At 74.0% G+C, this 17,052-nt stretch carries 11 protein-coding genes; 4 read left to right on the forward strand and 7 right to left on the reverse strand.

What is annotated here, in order from left to right; translation table 11 throughout:
• The first annotated feature begins 54 nt into the window (after positions 1 to 54).
• Positions 55 to 1,377 carry an O-antigen ligase family protein gene (locus Cch01nite_RS02000; RefSeq protein ID WP_203747826.1) on the forward strand — a complete coding sequence of 441 codons (1,323 nt, stop codon included), beginning with the start codon at positions 55 to 57 and terminating at the stop codon, positions 1,375 to 1,377.
• A 299-nt stretch (positions 1,378 to 1,676) separates the two neighbouring features.
• Here the strand turns inward: Cch01nite_RS02000 and Cch01nite_RS02005 are convergent, their stop codons facing one another.
• Together Cch01nite_RS02005 and Cch01nite_RS02010 are read right to left on the reverse strand one after the other, a co-directional pair.
• Positions 1,677 to 7,049 (reverse strand): PKD domain-containing protein, encoded by a 5,373-nt coding sequence (locus Cch01nite_RS02005; RefSeq protein WP_203747829.1) that lies wholly within the window; start codon positions 7,047 to 7,049, stop codon positions 1,677 to 1,679.
• A 141-nt stretch (positions 7,050 to 7,190) separates the two neighbouring features.
• On the reverse strand, positions 7,191 to 7,886 hold the full coding sequence (locus tag Cch01nite_RS02010; protein ID WP_203747832.1) for a hypothetical protein: 696 nt from the start codon (positions 7,884 to 7,886) through the stop codon (positions 7,191 to 7,193).
• 240 nt (positions 7,887 to 8,126) lie between these two features.
• On the opposite strand from Cch01nite_RS02010, the gene Cch01nite_RS02015 reads away from it, so the two are divergent.
• The gene (locus Cch01nite_RS02015; protein WP_203747835.1) at positions 8,127 to 9,911 is read left to right on the forward strand and encodes a tyrosine-protein kinase domain-containing protein; all 1,785 of its coding nucleotides are present in this window, start codon (positions 8,127 to 8,129) and stop codon (positions 9,909 to 9,911) included.
• A 100-nt stretch (positions 9,912 to 10,011) separates the two neighbouring features.
• On the opposite strand, the gene Cch01nite_RS02020 is transcribed toward Cch01nite_RS02015, so the two are convergent.
• The 5 genes from Cch01nite_RS02020 to Cch01nite_RS02040 all read right to left on the reverse strand — a co-directional run bounded on the left by Cch01nite_RS02020 (position 10,012) and on the right by Cch01nite_RS02040 (position 14,773).
• Positions 10,012 to 10,452, reverse strand: a complete 441-nt coding sequence (locus Cch01nite_RS02020) for an FAD synthase family protein (RefSeq protein WP_203747839.1) — start codon at positions 10,450 to 10,452, stop codon at positions 10,012 to 10,014.
• Between the two features lie 138 nt (positions 10,453 to 10,590).
• Entirely contained in the window at positions 10,591 to 11,544 is a 954-nt protein-coding gene (locus Cch01nite_RS02025; RefSeq protein ID WP_203747842.1) for a glycosyltransferase, read from the reverse strand.
• Positions 11,541 to 12,317 carry a CDP-alcohol phosphatidyltransferase family protein gene (locus tag Cch01nite_RS02030; protein ID WP_203747844.1) on the reverse strand — a complete coding sequence of 259 codons (777 nt, stop codon included), beginning with the start codon at positions 12,315 to 12,317 and terminating at the stop codon, positions 11,541 to 11,543. The genes Cch01nite_RS02025 and Cch01nite_RS02030 overlap by 4 nt, the downstream gene beginning before the upstream one ends.
• Positions 12,314 to 13,507, reverse strand: a complete 1,194-nt coding sequence (locus tag Cch01nite_RS02035; protein WP_239069728.1) for a DUF1972 domain-containing protein — start codon at positions 13,505 to 13,507, stop codon at positions 12,314 to 12,316. The genes Cch01nite_RS02030 and Cch01nite_RS02035 overlap by 4 nt, the downstream gene beginning before the upstream one ends.
• A gap of 237 nt (positions 13,508 to 13,744) precedes the next feature.
• On the reverse strand, positions 13,745 to 14,773 hold the full coding sequence (locus Cch01nite_RS02040; RefSeq protein ID WP_203747847.1) for a glycosyltransferase family protein: 1,029 nt from the start codon (positions 14,771 to 14,773) through the stop codon (positions 13,745 to 13,747).
• A 170-nt stretch (positions 14,774 to 14,943) separates the two neighbouring features.
• Between Cch01nite_RS02040 and Cch01nite_RS02045 the strand changes: the two genes are divergently transcribed.
• Entirely contained in the window at positions 14,944 to 15,852 is a 909-nt protein-coding gene (locus Cch01nite_RS02045) for a glycosyltransferase (protein ID WP_203747850.1), read from the forward strand.
• Positions 15,849 to 16,979 (forward strand): glycosyltransferase family 4 protein, encoded by a 1,131-nt coding sequence (locus tag Cch01nite_RS02050; RefSeq protein WP_203747853.1) that lies wholly within the window; start codon positions 15,849 to 15,851, stop codon positions 16,977 to 16,979. Before Cch01nite_RS02045 ends, Cch01nite_RS02050 begins: the two co-directional genes overlap by 4 nt.
• The last annotated feature ends 73 nt before the right edge of the window (positions 16,980 to 17,052 follow it).

Genomic DNA, 17,052 nt, shown 5'->3' on the forward strand with positions numbered 1-17,052 from the left:
CAGACGACGAGCAGACCGACGGACGGTCGGACGACGAGCAGGAGGCCGGGCGACGTGAGCGAGGCCACCGTGGCCGTGCCGGAGGGCGCGGACGACCACGGCCGCGCCACGCCCGGGACCCGGCATCCCGCCGCACCACCTCCGTCGGAGCGCGTCCCCGAGCGTCGGCCGCTGCTGCGCACGCGAGTGACGGCCACCACCGCCGTCGCCGCCGTCGCGCTCGTCGCCACCGGGATGGAGCGCCCGCTCTACCAGGCGCTCACCCTCGGCACCCTCATGGCCGTCGCGCTCGCGCCCGTGTGGTGGCGGTCCACCCGGCTGTTCCACGACGTCCGCACCCTGCTGCTGCTCACCGGCGTCGCGATCGTCGTCGGGGTGTGGCTCACCGAGCTCGCGTCGCAGGACCACCACACCACCACCCGGATGGCCGTCAACGGCGTGATCGTGCTGCTCAACGCCGTGCTCGGGGCCTGCGTCGTGGTGTGGGCACGCACCCGGATGTCCGACGCCGCCGTCGCGTCGCTGTTCGGCTTCGGCATGCTGCTCGGCATCGACCGCAGCGGCCGGTTCGCCGAGAGCCCGTGGCGGTTCGGGTTCGCGATCCCCCTCACCGTGCTGCTGCTGGGCCTCGCATGGATGTCCCGGCGCGGGTGGCTGCAGGTCGTCACGGCCCTCGCGCTCGCCGGGATGTCCGCGATCAACGGGGGCCGGTCCACCGCCGCGATGCTGCTGCTCGCCGCCGTCATCACGCTCCAGCAGGTCGCGTGGCGGCGCCGCGGGTCCAAGGCGGTCTCCCGGGTGCGCGCCGTGGTGCTCGTCGGCGGGCTGTGCGTCGCGCTGTACTACCTGGGGCAGGCCGCCATCCTCGACGGCTACCTCGGCAAGGACGCCCAGGAGCGCACCGAGGAGCAGATCGCGCTCTCGGGTTCGCTCATCGCCGGCGCCCGCCCCGAGTTCGGGGCCACCGTCGCGCTCGTCGAGCACCGCCCGTACGGGTTCGGCGTCGGCGTCATGCCGAACACGCAGGACCTGCTCGAGGCCAAGTCCGGGATGGCGTCGTTGCGCTACAACCCCGACAACGGGTACGTCGAGCGGTACATGTTCGGCAGCGGGATCGAGCTGCACTCCACCGCCGCCGACCTGTGGGCCGAGTTCGGGTTCGCCGGGCTCGCCGTCGCGCTGTACGCCCTGTGGGTCGTGCTGCGCGGCTACACGCTCGCCTTCAGCCGACATGCGGCGAGCGCCCTGCTGACGTACCTGGCGATCCGGACGCTCTGGAACGTGCTGTTCAGCCCGTTGACGAGCTCCGTCGTGCTGTTCGCGCTCGCGGTCGGGCTCCTCGCCGTGCGCCGCGCCGCGCCCGCCGACGACGCCTGAGCGAAGACCCAGGGCATCGGGCGTCCTCGCCCGCAACGACACGGCTCCACCCCCGGGTCCGACGGCCGGGTGCCGACCCCGGGGTGCCGACCCCCGAGTGCCCTGCGCGCCCGCCCCGCCCCGAGGACGACGAGCCCGCACCTCGGTCCTGGACCCCCGACCCGGAAACGACGCACGGGGCACGCCGGGCAGCTCGCCCGTCGTACCCCGTGCGCCTGACAGTCCGTGCTCAGGCCCGTGCGCCTGACAGTCGGTGCTCAGGCCCGTGCTCCCTGGGTCGCTGTCGTGCCGTGCCCGTCTTACTGCACGGGTCGCGCCACCAGGTCGTCCCAGGAGAACGCGACGGCCGGGTTGCCGGTGGTGCCGCCGTGGTAGACGGAGACCCCCACGCCGCCGCCGACCTGCAGCGTCGCCGACGAGTCGGTGACCACCACACGCCAGTCGGTCGGCTCGGTCGTGCCGGCCTTCCACACCTTGACCCGCACCGTGGTCGGCGAGACTCCCTGGACCTGCGTGCGCACCAGGAGCTGGTCGTTCGCGGCGAACGTCAGGCCCGTGACCACACCGCCGCCGAGGGCGGTCGTGGTCCCGGCGACCTCACGCGTCGCGTGCACCTGGATCGAGCCGTCCGCACCGAGCCGGACCCGGCCGCCGTACGCGTCGTTGCCGACCCGACGGCCCTGGAGCGTCGCGAACGACGTCCCCGTGGACAGCCGGTCCGTGCTCAGCGTCGCGGTCACGTCCGCGTTCGTCTGCGACACCGACGCGAGGTACGCACCGACCGTGCCGCCGACCGGGTTGGTCAGCACACCGCGGCCGCCCGCGACCGACAGCCGGCTGGCCGTCCCGACGGTCGTCCACGCACCGCCGGTCGTCGCCGAGCCCCAGCCGTTCGCGACCGTGCGGGCGAAGTCGTCCCGCACGAACGCGTCGTCGACCGGCGGGGCGGCGCTCACCGTGACGGACTGCGTCGTCGACGCCGTGGCGCCGTCGTCGTCCGTCACCGTCAGCGTCACCGTGTAGGTGCCCGCCGCGGCGTACGTGTGCGACGCCGTGGCGCCGGACCCCGCCGCGGTGGAGTCGCCCCAGCCCCAGGCGTACGAGGCGACGAAGCCGTCGCCGTCCGACGAGCCCGTGCCGTCGACGTTCGCGGTGAGGCCGCTAGCCCCGACCGTGAACGCGGCGGTCGGCGCCGCGTTGGGCGGCGGGGTCACCGCCCCGACGGCCTTCGCCGTCAGGTCGTCCCAGGAGAAGGCGACCGCGGGGTTGCCCGTGGTGCCGCCGTGGTAGACGGTCACGCCCACGCCGCCACCGGCCTGCAGGCTGGCCGCCGTGTCCGTGATGGTCACGCGCCAGTCCGTCGGCTCGGTCGTGCCGGCCTTCCAGACCTTGGCCCGCACGGTCGTGGGCGAGACGCCCTCGACCTGCGTCCGGACCAGGAGCTGGTCGTTCGCGGCGTACGTCAGGCCCGTCACCGCGCCACCGGCCACCGCGGTCGCGGTGCCCGCGACCTCACGGGTCACGTGGAGCTGGATCGAGCCGTCCGCACCCAGGCGGACACGGGCGCCGTACGCGTCGTTGCCGACCCGACGGCCCTGCAGCGTGGCGTACGACGTGCCCGTCGAGAGCCGGTCGGTGCTGAGCGTGGCCGTCACGTCCGAGCTGGTCTGCACGACCGAGCCCAGGTACGCGCCGACCGTGCCGCCGACCGGGTCGGTCAGCACACCGCGACCGCCCGCGACCGACAACCGGCTCGCCGTCCCGACCGTCGTCCACGCGCCACCCGTCGTCGCCGAGCCCCAGCCGTTCGCGACGGTCCGCGTGAACGTGTCCTGCACGAACGGGGTGCCCGGCGGCGGGGCCGTGACCGTGACGTCGTGCGTGACCGTGCCGGTCGCGCCGTCGTCGTCCGTCACCGTGAGCGCCACCGTGTAGGTGCCCGCGGCGGCGTAGGTGTGCGACGCCGTGGCGCCGGTCCCGCCGGCGGTCGAGTCGCCCCAGCCCCACGCGTACGACGTGATGTTCCCGTCGCCGTCCATGGACCCGGTGGCGTCGACCTGCACGCCGAGCAGGTTCACGGCCGAGGTGAACGCCGCGGTCGGCGGCTGGTTCGGCGGCGGGGCGGTGACCGAGACGTCGTGCGACGTCGAGGTGGTCGCGCCATCGTCGTCGGTGACCGTGAGCGTCACCGTGTAGGTGCCGGTACCGGCGTACGTGTGCGACGCGGTCGGACCGGTCGCACCCGGCGTCGAGTCGCCCCAGCTCCAGGCGTACGACGTGATGTTCCCGTCGCCGTCCGCGGACCCGGTGCCGTCGACCTGCACGGCGAGCACGTTCACCGCGGTGGTGAACGCGGCCACCGGCGGCTGGTTCGGCGGCGGTGCGGCGACCGTCACCGTGCGCGTCGTGGAGGCGGTGCCGCCACGGTTGTCGGTCACCGTGAGCGTCACCGTGTAGGTGCCGTCGGCGGCGTACGTGTGCGACGCGGTCGAGCCCGAGCCGTCGGCCGTCGAGTCGCCCCAGTTCCACGCGTAGGACGCGAGCGTCCCGTCGGGGTCGTTCGAGCCGGTGCCGTCGACCTGGACCGAGAGGTCCGTCGGGGTCGCCGTGAACGCCGCCGTCGGCGGGACGTTCGGGGCCGTCGTGCCCGAGCCGAGCGCGAAGTGCTGCGCGACCTGGGTCGGCGAGAGGACGGTCGAGTACACCGAGACCTCGTCGATCGTGCCCGCGAACCACGGCTGCGGACCCCACGTGTTGTCGCCGCCGACCCGCCAGTAACCGGCGTACGCCTGCTGGTCGGTCTGCGGGTTGGTGCCGCGCAGCACCCCGTCGACGTAGAGCTTCATGCCGTCGGGACCCTGCGTCGCGACGAGGTGGTGCCACGCGTTGTTGTTGTACGCGGCCGTCGTCGTGATCGTGTTGGCCTGGCCCGTCCAGACGCCGAACGTGAGGCGACCGTCCGTCTCCATGTACACGTGCCGGTCGTAGCTGCTGCTCAGACCGGTCGCCGCGTCACCGAAGCCGATGAGCTTGCCGCCGTTCGTGGTGTTCGTCTTGAACCACAGCTCCTCGGAGTACACCGCGGGGTCGTTGAACTGCGCGGAGCTCGCGAGCAGGGCGTTGCTGCCGTTGAACCGCACCGCGAAGTTCGAGCTCTGGCCGACGAGCGCACCGGCCTGCAGGCGGGTGAACCCTCCGGTGAGCGTGCCCGGGTTGTTGAGGACGCTCGCGTCGTTCGCCGTGCTGCCCGACAGCTCCGTGAGCCGCCAGTACAGGTCGGGCTGGGCGTTGTACACGGCGGCGCCGTACGTGTCGGCCGGGGCCGGCGGAGCCGTCGAGGTGCGACCCGCGGCGACCCAGTGCGCGTCGACCTGCGTCGTCGTGAGCGGGGCGCTGTAGACCGCGACGTCGTCGATCGAGCCGTTGAAGTACGGCGCGCCGCTCCACGAGTTGTCGCCGCCGATCCGCCAGTAGCCGGAGTACGCCTGCGCCGACGTGACGTCGGAGCGCTGGGCGATCCGCTTGCCGTCGAGGAACAGCTTCATGCCGTCCGCGCCGAGCGAGGCGACGACGTAGTGCCACGCACCGTCGTTGTACCTCGCGGTCGTGGAGAGCGTCTTCGACGACCCCGGGTACACGCCGAACAGCACGCGCCCGCCCGTGTCCATGTAGACGTGCCGGTCGTAGCTGCCGCTGTTGCCGGTGTTGGCGCTGCCGAAGCCGAAGATCTTGCCGCCGGCGGTCGTCGTGGTCTTGAACCAGCCCTCGAGGGCGAAGCTCTGCGGACCGGTGATCGCGGTCTGCGTCGCCGCGAGACCCGTCTGGGTGCCGTTGAACGAGGACGCCAGGTCCGCGTCGGTGCTGCCGAGCGCACCGGCCACGCCGCGCGTCACGCCGGCCTGCGACACCATGTCGCTGTTGCCGGCCCAGTCCATGACGGACGTGGAGCCGCTCGGCTCGTCGAGGCGCCAGTAGTTCGTCGCGTTGTCGTCGAGGACCTTCGCGGCGTACGGCGACAGGACCGCGTCGCTGACCGTGACGGTGACCCAGGCCGAGCCGACGGTGTTCCCGTTCGGGTCGGTCGCGTAGACCCGGTACCTCTGCGAACTGCCGGGAGTCAGGCCCGTGTCCTTGAACCTCATCGTCTGGACGTTCCAGAACGTCGTCGACACCGTCTGCGTGAAGATCGGCGGCGAGGTCGTGTTGGCGCGGTACAGCGAGTACGTGAGCGTCTCGTTGTCGCGGTCGAAGTTGGTGTTCCACGCGATCCGGACCTCACCGGACGCGACCGACGAGACGGTCAGGGGCCAGTTGGTGCCCTGGAGGCGCGGTCCCTGCTTGAGGGGCGCCTGGTCGATCGTCGTGAAGCGGACCAGACCCTGCTGGCCGGTGTTGTTGACCTGCGTGAACTCACCGCCGTACAGCACGTACTTGCCGGACGACGTGACGGTCCACGGGCCCTGCGACTTGCCGGTGTAGGTGCCGGTGTTGATCGTCGGGTACCAGTTGAGGATCGTCGGGGAGGGCTGGCCGGCGTGGTCCGGGTAGCCGTAGATGTCCGCCGTGTTGACCCGCGTCGCGGCCTTCGTCAGCGCCGTGCCGCGGTACACCGTCCACGGGCTCGTCTGCGGGAACCCGCCCGAGTTGCCGCAGTAGTGCTTGTGGCTCGCGGAGTAGATGACGTCGCCCATCGGGTACGACGAGTACGTGTCGCCGTGGCAGTCCTCGACCCAGACGAGGCTTCCCGTCGCCCAGTCGGACGCGAACGTGCCCTCGACGTTGCCGCCGCCACCGAAGTGGTAGCCGGTGCCGTAGAACGTGTCGCCGTCGGTCTCGAGGCTGAGGATCGCCGACTCGTCGCCGCCGTTGCGGATCTGCGTGTTCACCGGCAGGGGCAGCATGTCGCCCGTCGCCGAGTCCAGCCGCGCGAGGCCGTAGCCCGGGTTGGACGAGCCGTCGACCGAGGTGAACGAGCCGCCGATGACGATCGAGGCGCCGTCGGGCGCCACCGTGATCGCCTGCACCGACCCGTCGACGAGGTCCGCGGACATCGGCAGGGTCGCGCCGTTGTCGAGCCGCAGCGCGGCGACCTTGGTGCGCGCCTGGCCGTTCGTCGAGGTGAAGTTGCCGCCGATGAACACGGTCGAGTTCGTGACCGCCACGGCGCTGATCGTCGAGTTCACGGTCGGCCGGAACGCACTGACGAGCGCACCCGTCGCGGTGTCGAACGCGGCGACGCGGTAGCGGTTCTCGCCGTTGACCGTCGTGAACGCGCCGACGGCGACGAGCTTGGTCCCGTCCGGCGTCAGCGCGAGGTCCCGGACCTCGGCGTTGAAGTTCGGCGCGAACGAGGTGTTGAGCGCACCCGTGCTGAGGCTGTAGGCCATCATGTTGTTCCGGACGACCTCGCTCGTCCCCGCCGCCGCGCCCGGTGGCCTGGCCCGCGTGAACTCACCGCCGACGTACACGGTGTCGCCCACGACCTGCTGGTTCCACACGACGCCGTTGATCTGCGCCGTCGGCAGCGCGTCGGCGCTCACCGTGACCGGGTCCGCCGGGTTCGGCGGTGCCGTGTCGGCCTGCGCGGGGCTGGCGACCAGGAGGCCCGTGATCGCGAGCGCACCGGCGCCGAGCAGCCCTACCAGTCGAGACAGCTTCGACGGTCCCACCATGATCGAGTTCCCTCCGAACGCGTCAGCGGTCCCGCGCCGGGGTCGGCGGGCCGTAGACGATCGGGAGCGACTTTAGGTGAGTTCGGACATATGGGGTCATAAGCACCCGGGTGAACTGTCGTCCAGATCGGGTGAATCCCCCTACTGGGGGACGGACCCCTCAAACAGGACGACGGTGAGGTCAGGGCCGAGATCGACCTCGAGGCGCACGTGCCCACGCTCCGCCTCCGGGACGTTGAACACGAAGACCCCCGTGACGGAGCCGCCCGCGGCCACCTGACCGGGGAACGGCCGGCCGCCGGGCTTGAGCAGCGGGGTCGCGGGCGCCAGGGCGTCCCCCGTGTAGGCGTTCACGACGGCAGCCGACAGGTCGAGCGCGGGACCCGACCGGTTGACGACCGACACGGTGAACCGCAGCGACGGGCCACCGACCTCGCCGGGCAGCGTCGCCTCACCGGTGACGGGCTCGATCGAGACGAGCTGCGTGGTGACGCCGTCGGCCGGCTGCGCGGGCGCGTCGAGCGCGACCGGCGCTGCGGTGGGGCGGCCGTCGGGACCGGGCGTCGCCCCCGGCACGCCGGGCTGCGCCTGCCCGTCGCCCGGCTCGGCGGTGGCGGACGGCTCGGGCTCGGCGGACGCCGACGGGGCCGTGGATGCCGTCGGCGACGCGGACGCGGCCGAGGAGGACGCGCTCGGTGACGCGGCACCTGCGGCGTCGTCGCCCGAGCCGCGCACGAGCAGCACCACCGCGAGCACGACCGCGACGACGAGCACGCCGGCGCCGGTCCACAGGACCCAGGCCGGTCGGCCGGGGGTGGGAACCGTCTCGTCGCTCATGCACCAACCGCCGTCCGCACCGGGGCGCCCGGGTCGGCGCCCGCGTCAGTGTAGGTGTGGACGAGCCGTGCAGAACCGTTGTTCACCCTCGCGACAATCGGGTGAATTCCGGCACTGGTGCCAGAATTGCTGCATTCCCCCCGTAGCGTTCGACGACCGAAGGGCCGAGGGGAGGTCGTCCCGGAGCTGCGGATGCCACCCGCGCCCGCACCGCCCGTGGCGAGACCGAAGGAGTGTCGGATGGAGATCGGCGAGTACCTCGCCGCGTTGCGCAAGCGCTGGTACGTCATCGTGGTGCTGGCGGTCCTGGGCGCCGGCATCGGGTACCAGCAGGCGCAGGCGAGCACGCCGATGTACCGCTCGACCGCGAAGGTGTTCGTGTCCCTCGCGCGCGGCGACACGGTGGCCGACCTCGTGCAGGGGTCCACGTACACGCGCAACCTCGTCGAGTCGTACGTGCAGCTCACGACCGTCCCGGCGGTGCTGGAGCCGGTGATCGACGAGCTCGACCTGCCGGTCTCGGCCAAGCAGCTCGCGTCCGTCGTGCACGCCGAGGCGCCCCTCGACACCATGCTCATCGAGATCTCCGCGTCGAGCCGGTCCGCCCAGCGGGCGTCCGACGTCGCGAACGCGGTCGCGAACCAGCTGTCCGAGACCGTGGAGTCGCTGTCCCCGACGTCGGCGGACGGCGTCGCGAGCGTGAAGATCACCATGGTCGGCGAGGCCACCCCCGCAGGTGTGCCGTTCTCCCCCAACACCAAGCTGCTCGTCGCGACCGGCGGCGCCCTCGGCCTCGCGATCGGCTTCGCCATCGCCCTGGCGTGGGCCCGGCTCGACACCAAGGTGCGCGGCACCGCGGACCTCCCGCGCGAGCCCGCGCGGCCGCTGCTCGGCCTCATCCCGCACGACCGGTCGATCTCGACCGAAGGCCCCCGCACGATCATCGAGCACCCCCGCGGCGCGCTCGCCGAGGCGTACAGGAGGGTGCGGGCCAACCTCGACTTCCTCGACTCGACCGACCCGGTGCGCGCGTTCGTGGTCACCTCGACGGTGCCGCGCGAGGGCAAGTCGACGACGTCGGTCAGCCTCGCGCTCGCGCTCGCCGACACCGGCCGGCGTGTGCTGCTCGTCGACGCCGACCTGCGGCGCCCCGCCGTCGCCCGCATCTGCGGGCTCGAGGGCGAGGTGGGGCTCACGACGATCCTCGCGCGCAAGGCCACGCTCGCCGACGTCCGCCAGCCGTGGGGCATCGAGGGGCTCGACGTCGTGACGGCCGGCCGGGTCCCGCCCAACCCCACGCAGCTCATCGACTCGGCCGCGATCGCCGCCTTCCTCGAGGAGGCCAAGGCGACGTACGACATGGTCATCGTCGACACCTCGCCGCTCCTCGCCGTGAGCGACGCCGCGGTGCTGGCCCGTCGCACCAACGGCGCGATCGTCGTCGCGCGGGCCCGCAAGGTGGACCGCCACCACCTGCAGGAGGCCCTGACGACCCTCGACACGCTGGGCGCCCCCTGCCTGGGGCTCGTGCTCAACGGGGGGCCCCGGAAGCGGCGCGCCACGTCCTACGGGTACATGGAGCCGCGGCGCCGGCCGCGCATCCCGCGTCGGGCCGACCGGAACGGACCCACCGACGTCGCCACCGAGACGGCCGAGGTGCCGCTGGTCGCGGCCTCGGCCGTGGACGTCGCGCCGGCGCAGGTCGCCGCGCCTGCGGCACCCGCTGCGACATCACCTGCGACATCACCTGCGGCACCGGCCGCGGCACCGGCCCACGCGCCGTCCTCGTCGGACGGGGCGGGCACGCCCGCGATCGAGCTCCCGGTGGGGCCGGACGAGCCCACGGGACGTCACTCGCACGCCGACGGCGGTCGCACGTCGGACGGCGACGCGCCGGCCGACGGCCGTGACGAGCCCGTGCCTGCGGGGGCGGCGCGCGTCCGCGTCAACGGGACGCCGGCCACCGGCGCCGCACCGGACGAGGCACCGCTGCCCCACCAGCACACCGAGGTGGAGATCGCCTGACGACGCCGGCCGGGCAGGTGCGTCCGGCCGGGCAGGTCGCAGACGACGAGGGGCGGGACCGTCGACCGGTCCCGCCCCTCGTGACGTCACGTGCCGCCGGCTACTGGCCCGCGCTCGCGTAGACCGCCCCGTCGAGCCGCGACAGCGCGCGGCGCAGCGCGGTGCTCGACGTGTGCATCGTGTACGGGAAGTAGACGACCTCGACCCCGACCTCGGCGAACATCGCCTCGAGGCGGCGGCCCTTGTCGGTCCCCCGCCAGTCGTCGCCCTTGAAGATGACGTCGAAGCGCAGCCGCTCCCACATCTCCAGCTTGCTGGGGACGTCCTCGACGACCGCGTCGTCGACGAGCTTGATGGACCTGACGATCTCGAGGCGCTCCGCGATCGGGACGACCGGGCGGATGCCCTTGGTGACCTCGAGGGTGTCGTCGTCGACGACACCGGCGATCAGGTGGTCGCACCGCGCGGCGGCGTGCCGCAGGAGGTTGAGGTGCCCGACGTGGAACAGGTCGTAGGCGCCGGGCGCGTAGCCGGTGATCATGCGCGAGCCTTCCTCTGCGAGATGGTGACGAACACCCGCGCCATCGAGGGCTCACCGACGAAGTCGATTGAGGGGGACGTTACAGACAAATGCGACATGGCCGAAAGGCGTCGTCCGGGTGAACTCACAGCAACCCCTCTAGCTCCGGGCGTAGTCGTAGACGACGTGGCCGACCGCGCCCGACACCATCCCGGTGCCCCGCGCGAGCGTCCGGCGCCCGCGGGCGTCGTGCTCGGGCGAGCGCAGGACCGCACCGACCGCCGTCCGGGCCGCGCCGGCGCCGACCCGGACCGATCCTTCGAGCACCGCGCGGACCCGCGCCCGGGTGCGACCCGCCGAGCTCCCGGCGAGCGCCACGGCGCACCGGCTCGCGGAGTTGCCGCTGCGGCGGGCGCGGTGCAGCACCCATGTCCGGGTGGACCGGTCGGCGGGGACCACGTCCACCACCACGGCCTCGTCGCACCACACCATGCGGACGCCGCGGGCCACGAGGGTGCGGCTGAACAGCGTGTCCGAGCCGCCGCTGAGGCCGAACGCCTCGTCGAACAGCACCCCGGTCGCCCGCAGCGTCGCGACGTCGAGCAGCAGGTTGTTCGTCGCCGCGACGGTCACGGGTGTGCCGGTCGGCAGGCGCCGCCGGTCGAAGAACCGCCCCGCACGCACCCACGCGTCGGGCTGCGCGGCGAACTCGGAGACGACGGGTCCGACGACGCACGGTGCGCCCGTCTCCCGGTACGTCGCGAGCAGGAGCTCGAGCCACCGGTCGACCGGGCGCTCGTCGTCGTCGATGAACACGAGGACGTCGGCGTCGGCGGTCGCGGTGATCGCGGCGTTGCGCGCGGCCGCGATCCCCGGCCTGGGCTCGTGCAGGTAGTCGGCGCCGCTCGCCTCGACGAGGTGGCGCGCCGACGCGTCGGGGTCGTTGTCGACGACGAGCAGCCGCACGTCGTCGGGCACGGACCCGGCCTGCGCGAGCAGCGCGGGCACCGCGGCCGCGAGGTCGTCGGGCCGGCGGTACGTGAGCATCGCGACGACGACGTGCAGCGTGCGGGTGGCGGCGGCCGGTGCCGCGGTCTGCGGGACGCGCGTCATGCCGGGACCTGCTCGGGGGACGACGACCCGGTCCCGGCCGCGCGGACGGCGTCGAGCGCCGCGAGCTCGCGGTACCACTTCGCGGCCGCGAGCAGCAGGAACAGCCCGGACGCCGCCGTGATGACGGCGTACACGCCGAGGAACACGGGCAGCACGCCGAGGAGCACGAACGACCAGCACAGGACGCCGTAGTCCATCGGGACGACGAGCAGCGCCCGCACCCAGGACCGCGACCCGGGGTCGGTGTCGGCCTTCGACCGCACGCCGTGCACGCGCCGGAGCTGCTCGGTGAGGATCATCGCGAAGAACAGGACGCTGGTGACCACCGTCGAGACGAGCGGCAGCACGACCCAGCGGTCGTCGACCTCGTCGGACCGCCACAGCGCCACCCCGAGCCCGAGCGGCAGGAGCACCGACTTCGCGGCGTCGACCACGTGGTCCAGCCACTCGCCGGCCGTCGAGCTGCGCCCCTGCAGGCGGGCGACCTGGCCGTCGGCGGAGTCGAACGCGTAGCCGAGGGCGAGCAGGAACGCGACGGCGACCCCGGACCCGACCGAGATCGGCACGAGGGTGAGCACGGCGATGCCGGCTGCGGTGCACAGCGCGGAGATGCCGGTGACCGCGTCGGGCGAGAGCCCGCGCGACGCCGCACCGGCCGCGAGGTACCGGCCCCAGCGGCGGTTCACGAACCGCGAGTACGCCGGGGCGGACCGGGCGACCGCCTTCTGCGCGCCGCGCAGCTGCGCGAGCGCCTGACCGTAGGTGGGGTTCATGCGACCTCCGCCGGGACCCGGCTGCTCACGGCGGCGGTCCCGCGACCGCTGCGACGGCCTCCGCCGCGGGTGCGGCGCAGGTCTCGGGACGCCAGCCGGCGGGCCAGGTCCTCGTACCGGTCGGCGACGACGTCCCAGTCGTAGTCGAGCGCCCGCACCGCGAGCGCCTTCCCACGACGCAGGCAGTCGTCGGGGTCGGCCTCGGCCGCCTCGACCTGGGTGGCGACGTCCGCCGGCGACCCGAAGTACCGGCCGTCGTCGCGGAGCACCTCCCGGTTGAACCCGACGTCGTACGCGACCGTCGCCGTGCCTGCGCCGATGGCGCGCAGGAGGGACGGGTTGGTGCCGCCGACGGAGTGGCCGTGCAGGTAGGTGCGGGCGTGCGCGTACAGCGTGTCGAGCAGCTCGGGGTCCCACACGCCACCGAGCAGCCGGACGCGGTCGTCGGCGAGGGCGTGCACGCGGGCCGTGTACTCGTCGGCGTACGGCGCCGACCCGACGACGACGAGGGGCAGGCGGGCGCCGCTCGCGACGTACCCCTCGACGACGAGGTCGACGTGGTTCTCGGGCTCGAAGCGCGCGACGACGAGGTGGTAGCCCTGCGGCTCGAGGCCGAGCTCGGTCAGCCGCGTGGGCGGCAGGTCCACGAGCCGCGGGGCGCCGTAGCTGATGAGCTCGGTCGGCACCCCGAACTCGGCGCGGTAGTAGTCCTGGATGCCGGCGGCGTCGGCGATGAGCGCGTCCGACCAGCGCACCGCGAGCGCCTCGGCCGTGCGGTAGTACCGCTGGCCCGACGGCCCCCACTTGGCGCGCTTCCACTCGAGGCCGTCCACGTGGGTGGCGACGGGGATGCGGGCGGCGCGCAGGCCCGGCAGCCAGGGCGAGTTCGCGGCGTTGAACATGATCGCCGCGTCGACCCGGTGACCGACCAGGTGGCCGACGGACAGGCCGGTGTGCGACAGGGTCTCGAGCGAGCGGCGACGCATCGCCGGCAGGTGGACGAGCTCCATGCCGAGGAACCGGTCCTCGCGCGGCTCGCCGCGGGCCGTGCGGCAGTACACGGTGACCCGCAGGCCGCGCTCGACGAGCCGCCGCCCGACCTCCTCGGCCGCGGTCTCGAAGCCGCCGTACCGGGCGGGGACCCCTCGGGTCCCGACCAGCGCGACGTGCAGGGGAACCGCGTGCGACAAGGCGTGACTCCTCGGGCCCGAGCATCTGGGGTGAACGGGTCGAGTGTGCCCCAAGCAATCGGACGAACGGTACCTATCGGGACGTTTTTCGCCCGCGCTTCACCCCCTCGGACCTGCTGGGACGCGCGTCGGGCACCCGGACGGAGGAGGCACGGCGGCCGCCGCGGACCGGTCGCAGTGCCGGTCAAGGTGCCGGTCAAGGTGCCGGTCAAGGTGCCGGTCAAGGCACCTCTGACCTCACCGTCCGTGGGCCGCCCGGACGGCGTCGGCGTAGACGTCGAGGTGGCGCTCCGCGAGCACGTCCCAGTCCCGACCGGACAGGTCGGGCGGCGCGGGCGGCCCGTCCGCGACCGCGGCCAGCGCGGACGCCAGCACCGCTCCCGTGACCGGTCCGTCGTACCGCTGGACCCACCACGCCCCGACCTCGTCGGCGAGCGCGTCGGTGACGGGGTTGGCGGGCACGAGGACCGGCCGGCGCAGCGTGAGCGCGAGCAGCAGGGCCCCCGAGTTGTGCATGTTCCGGTAGGGCAGCACGACGAGCTGCCCGGCGCCGACCTCGGCGACCAGCTCGGCGTCGTCGAGGTGCCGCAGCGCGACCTGCACGCGCGGGTCTCCCGCGGCGGCCTCGGCGACCTCCGCAGCCGTCGCGGGGGACCCCGGACGACCCGCGATGCGCAGGGACACCGCGTCGTCGTCGATCTCGCGGAACGCGCCGACGAGCTCGAGGACGCCCTTGTAGGGCCGCACGATCCCGACGTGCACGAGCCGTCCGGGGACGGGCGACGGCTCGGGGTGGGCCGCGTACCAGTCGCCGTAGTCGCCGAGCGGGACGGTCGTCGCCCGCGCACCCGGGGGCAGCGGCGTGGTCGGGTTGAGGCGGATCCACCACGTCGTCGTCCGGTCGCACAGCCGCAGGACGGCGCTCGTGGCCCAGGGCAGGTGCTCGTGCGGCGCCACGTTGTGGGCGGTGCGGACGACGGCCGTGCGACGCAGCCGGCAGCGCACGAGCGTCGCCGCGAACGCCACGACCGCGGCGAGGGTGCGCAGCCGCGTCGTCTTGGTGACGACGACCTCGGGCCAGTGCACGTGCAGCACGTCGTACCGGGACAGCAGCGCGCGGCGCCACGAGAAGGTCTCGACCACGGTGCTGCGGCGCAGCGCGCGCATCAGCAGCACGAGGTGCGGGTTGGTGGTCGGGCCGGGCTCGGCGAACGACTGCAGCACGCGCGGTCGCCCGTGCGGGCGGGTCGGGGCGGGGTCGACCACGGCACCTCCTGGGGTGGGGACGTCCGGATCGTACCGATCATCACCCGGCCCACCGCTCCCCCGGTCGGGCGATCGGCGGTTACAGTTCCCGACCAGGACGACAAGGGGGGCGCCTGCGACCTGCACGTCTGCGGGCGCGGGCGGCGCCCCCGACGAGGGGGAGGTGGACGGTGGACGCGCTCGTCGTCGTCAACCACCGGTCGCACGCCCTCCTCGAGAGGTTCCTCGCGGCGACCGCGCACGGGCTCGACGCGTGCGTGGTCGTGGTGGACAACTTCTCGACGGACGAGGAGCGCGACGCCGCCCGGCGCGTGGCGGACTCGCACGGCTGGGAGCTCGTGACGGCCGCCAACGACGGCTTCGGCGCGGGGGTGAACCGTGGCGTCGCGCGCGCCCGGGAGCTGGGGTGCGACGCGTTCCTCGTCGTGAACCCGGACCTCGAGCTCGACCCCGCGACGGCCCGCGGGCTGCTCGACGCGGCGCGCCGGGACCCGCTCGCGCTGGTCGGCCCCCGCATCCTGCGGCCCGACGGCTCCGTGTGGTTCGCGGGCGGGGCGCTCGACACCGCCACCGGCCGCACCCGCACCCGCCTCGACCTCGTGGGTCCGACGCCGCAGTGGCTGACGGGCGCGTGCCTCGCGCTGCACGACGAGCTCTGGGGACGCGTGGGCGGGTTCAGCGACGCGTACTTCATGTACTGGGAGGACATCGACCTGTCCGTCCGGGTGCGCGCGGCCGGCGGCCGCCTCGTCGTCGAGCACGGGCTGACGGCGGTGCACGACGTCGGGGGCACGCAGGAGCAGGCGGGCACGCGCCGCAAGTCCGACCTCTACTACCGGCACAACTGCCGCGGCCGGCTCGTGTTCGCGGCCCGCAACCTCGACCGGCCGGCGGTGCGGTCGTGGGCGCTGCGGTCCGTGGGGTACGCCCGTCAGGTGGTGCTGCGCGGGGGCCGGCGGCAGCTGCTGCGCTCCCCCGGGCCCGTCTGGGCCGCCGCCCGCGGCACCGCGGAGGGCCTGTGGTACGCCCGCCGGGACCGCCGCGACCGTCTCCGCGAGGACCAGGGGGCCACCGCATGACGCACGTCGCCGTCGCACACCCGTCGCCGGACCTGTACGGCTCGGACCGCCAGCTGCTCGAGTCGATCACCGCGATCGTCGAGCGCGGCGGCACCGTCGACCTGGTCCTGCCCTCCGACGGCCCGCTGCTCCCGCTCGCCCGGGCGCGCGGCGCCCACGTGCTGGTCGCCTCGTTCCCGGTGCTGCGCAAGTCGCTGCTCCACCCCCTGCGGCTGCCGGGGCTGCTGTGGCGGTCCGCGACGGCGACCGTGCGGGCGACACGCTGGCTGCGCCGGGTGCGGCCGGACGTCCTGTACGTGAACACGGTGACCATCCCCGTGTGGGCGCTCGCCGGCCGGCTCGCCGGGGTGCCGGTCCTCGCGCACGTCCACGAGGCGGAGGACGGCGGTCGGCTCGTCGCCGCCGGCCTGGCTGCTCCCCTGCTGCTCGCCCGCCGGGTCGTCGCCAACAGCGCCGCGGCCGCGGCCGTGCTCGTCGGCGCCCTGCCCCGGCTCGCGGCGCGCATCGAGGTGGTCCACAACGGCGTGCCCGCGCCGCCGGCCCCGCCGGCCGACGCGTCGCACGTCGCCGGGACCCCGTGGCGGCTCGCCGTCGTCGGGCGGCTGTCGCCGCGCAAGGGCACCGACGTCGCGGTGGAGGCCGTCGCGCTGCTGGCCGCCGAGGGTCTCGACGTGCACCTGTCCGTCGCCGGGACCCCGTTCGAGGGGTACGAGTGGTTCGTCGACGAGCTCCGCGAGCGCGCCGGTCGGCCCGACCTCGCCGGCCGGGTCGACCTGCTCGGCTACGTCCACCCGACGTGGGACCTGCTCGCCGCGAGCGACGTGGTGCTCGTGCCGTCCCGGGTCGAGCCGTTCGGCAACACCGCCGTCGAGGCGCTGCTCGCGCGCCGGCCCGTCGTCGCGTCGCGGACGCAGGGGCTCGCCGAGGTGGTGCGGGACGGCGACACGGGCCTGCTGGTGCCCCCGGACGACCCGCGGGCCCTGGCCGAGGCCGTCGCGACGCTCCTGCGCGACGACGGGCTGCGGGCGTCGCTGGCCCGCGCGGGCGAGGACGACGCGCACGACCGGTTCTCGACCGCCCGGTACGCGCAGCGGTTGCTGCGGGTGCTCGACGAGGTCACGGGCTGACGGGACGAAGTTCACCCGGATGCCGTCGGGGGGTCTCGCGCTGTTTGGGTAGATTCGTCCGGGTCGAGGGCGC

Origin of the sequence: Cellulomonas chitinilytica, from assembly GCF_016862675.1 — a bacterium.
GTDB classification, from domain to species: domain Bacteria; phylum Actinomycetota; class Actinomycetes; order Actinomycetales; family Cellulomonadaceae; genus Cellulomonas; species Cellulomonas chitinilytica.

Excerpts from the sequence above, each read along its gene's own strand:
- Cch01nite_RS02005 (WP_203747829.1), bottom strand. The coding sequence starts at position 7,049 with ATGGTGGGACCGTCGAAGCTGTCTCGACTGGTAGGGCTGCTCGGCGCC.
- Cch01nite_RS02010 (WP_203747832.1), bottom strand. The coding sequence starts at position 7,886 with ATGAGCGACGAGACGGTTCCCACCCCCGGCCGACCGGCCTGGGTCCTG.
- Cch01nite_RS02015 (WP_203747835.1), top strand. The coding sequence starts at position 8,127 with ATGGAGATCGGCGAGTACCTCGCCGCGTTGCGCAAGCGCTGGTACGTC.
- Cch01nite_RS02020 (WP_203747839.1), bottom strand. The coding sequence starts at position 10,452 with ATGATCACCGGCTACGCGCCCGGCGCCTACGACCTGTTCCACGTCGGG.
- Cch01nite_RS02025 (WP_203747842.1), bottom strand. The coding sequence starts at position 11,544 with ATGACGCGCGTCCCGCAGACCGCGGCACCGGCCGCCGCCACCCGCACG.
- Cch01nite_RS02030 (WP_203747844.1), bottom strand. The coding sequence starts at position 12,317 with ATGAACCCCACCTACGGTCAGGCGCTCGCGCAGCTGCGCGGCGCGCAG.
- Cch01nite_RS02050 (WP_203747853.1), top strand. The coding sequence starts at position 15,849 with ATGACGCACGTCGCCGTCGCACACCCGTCGCCGGACCTGTACGGCTCG.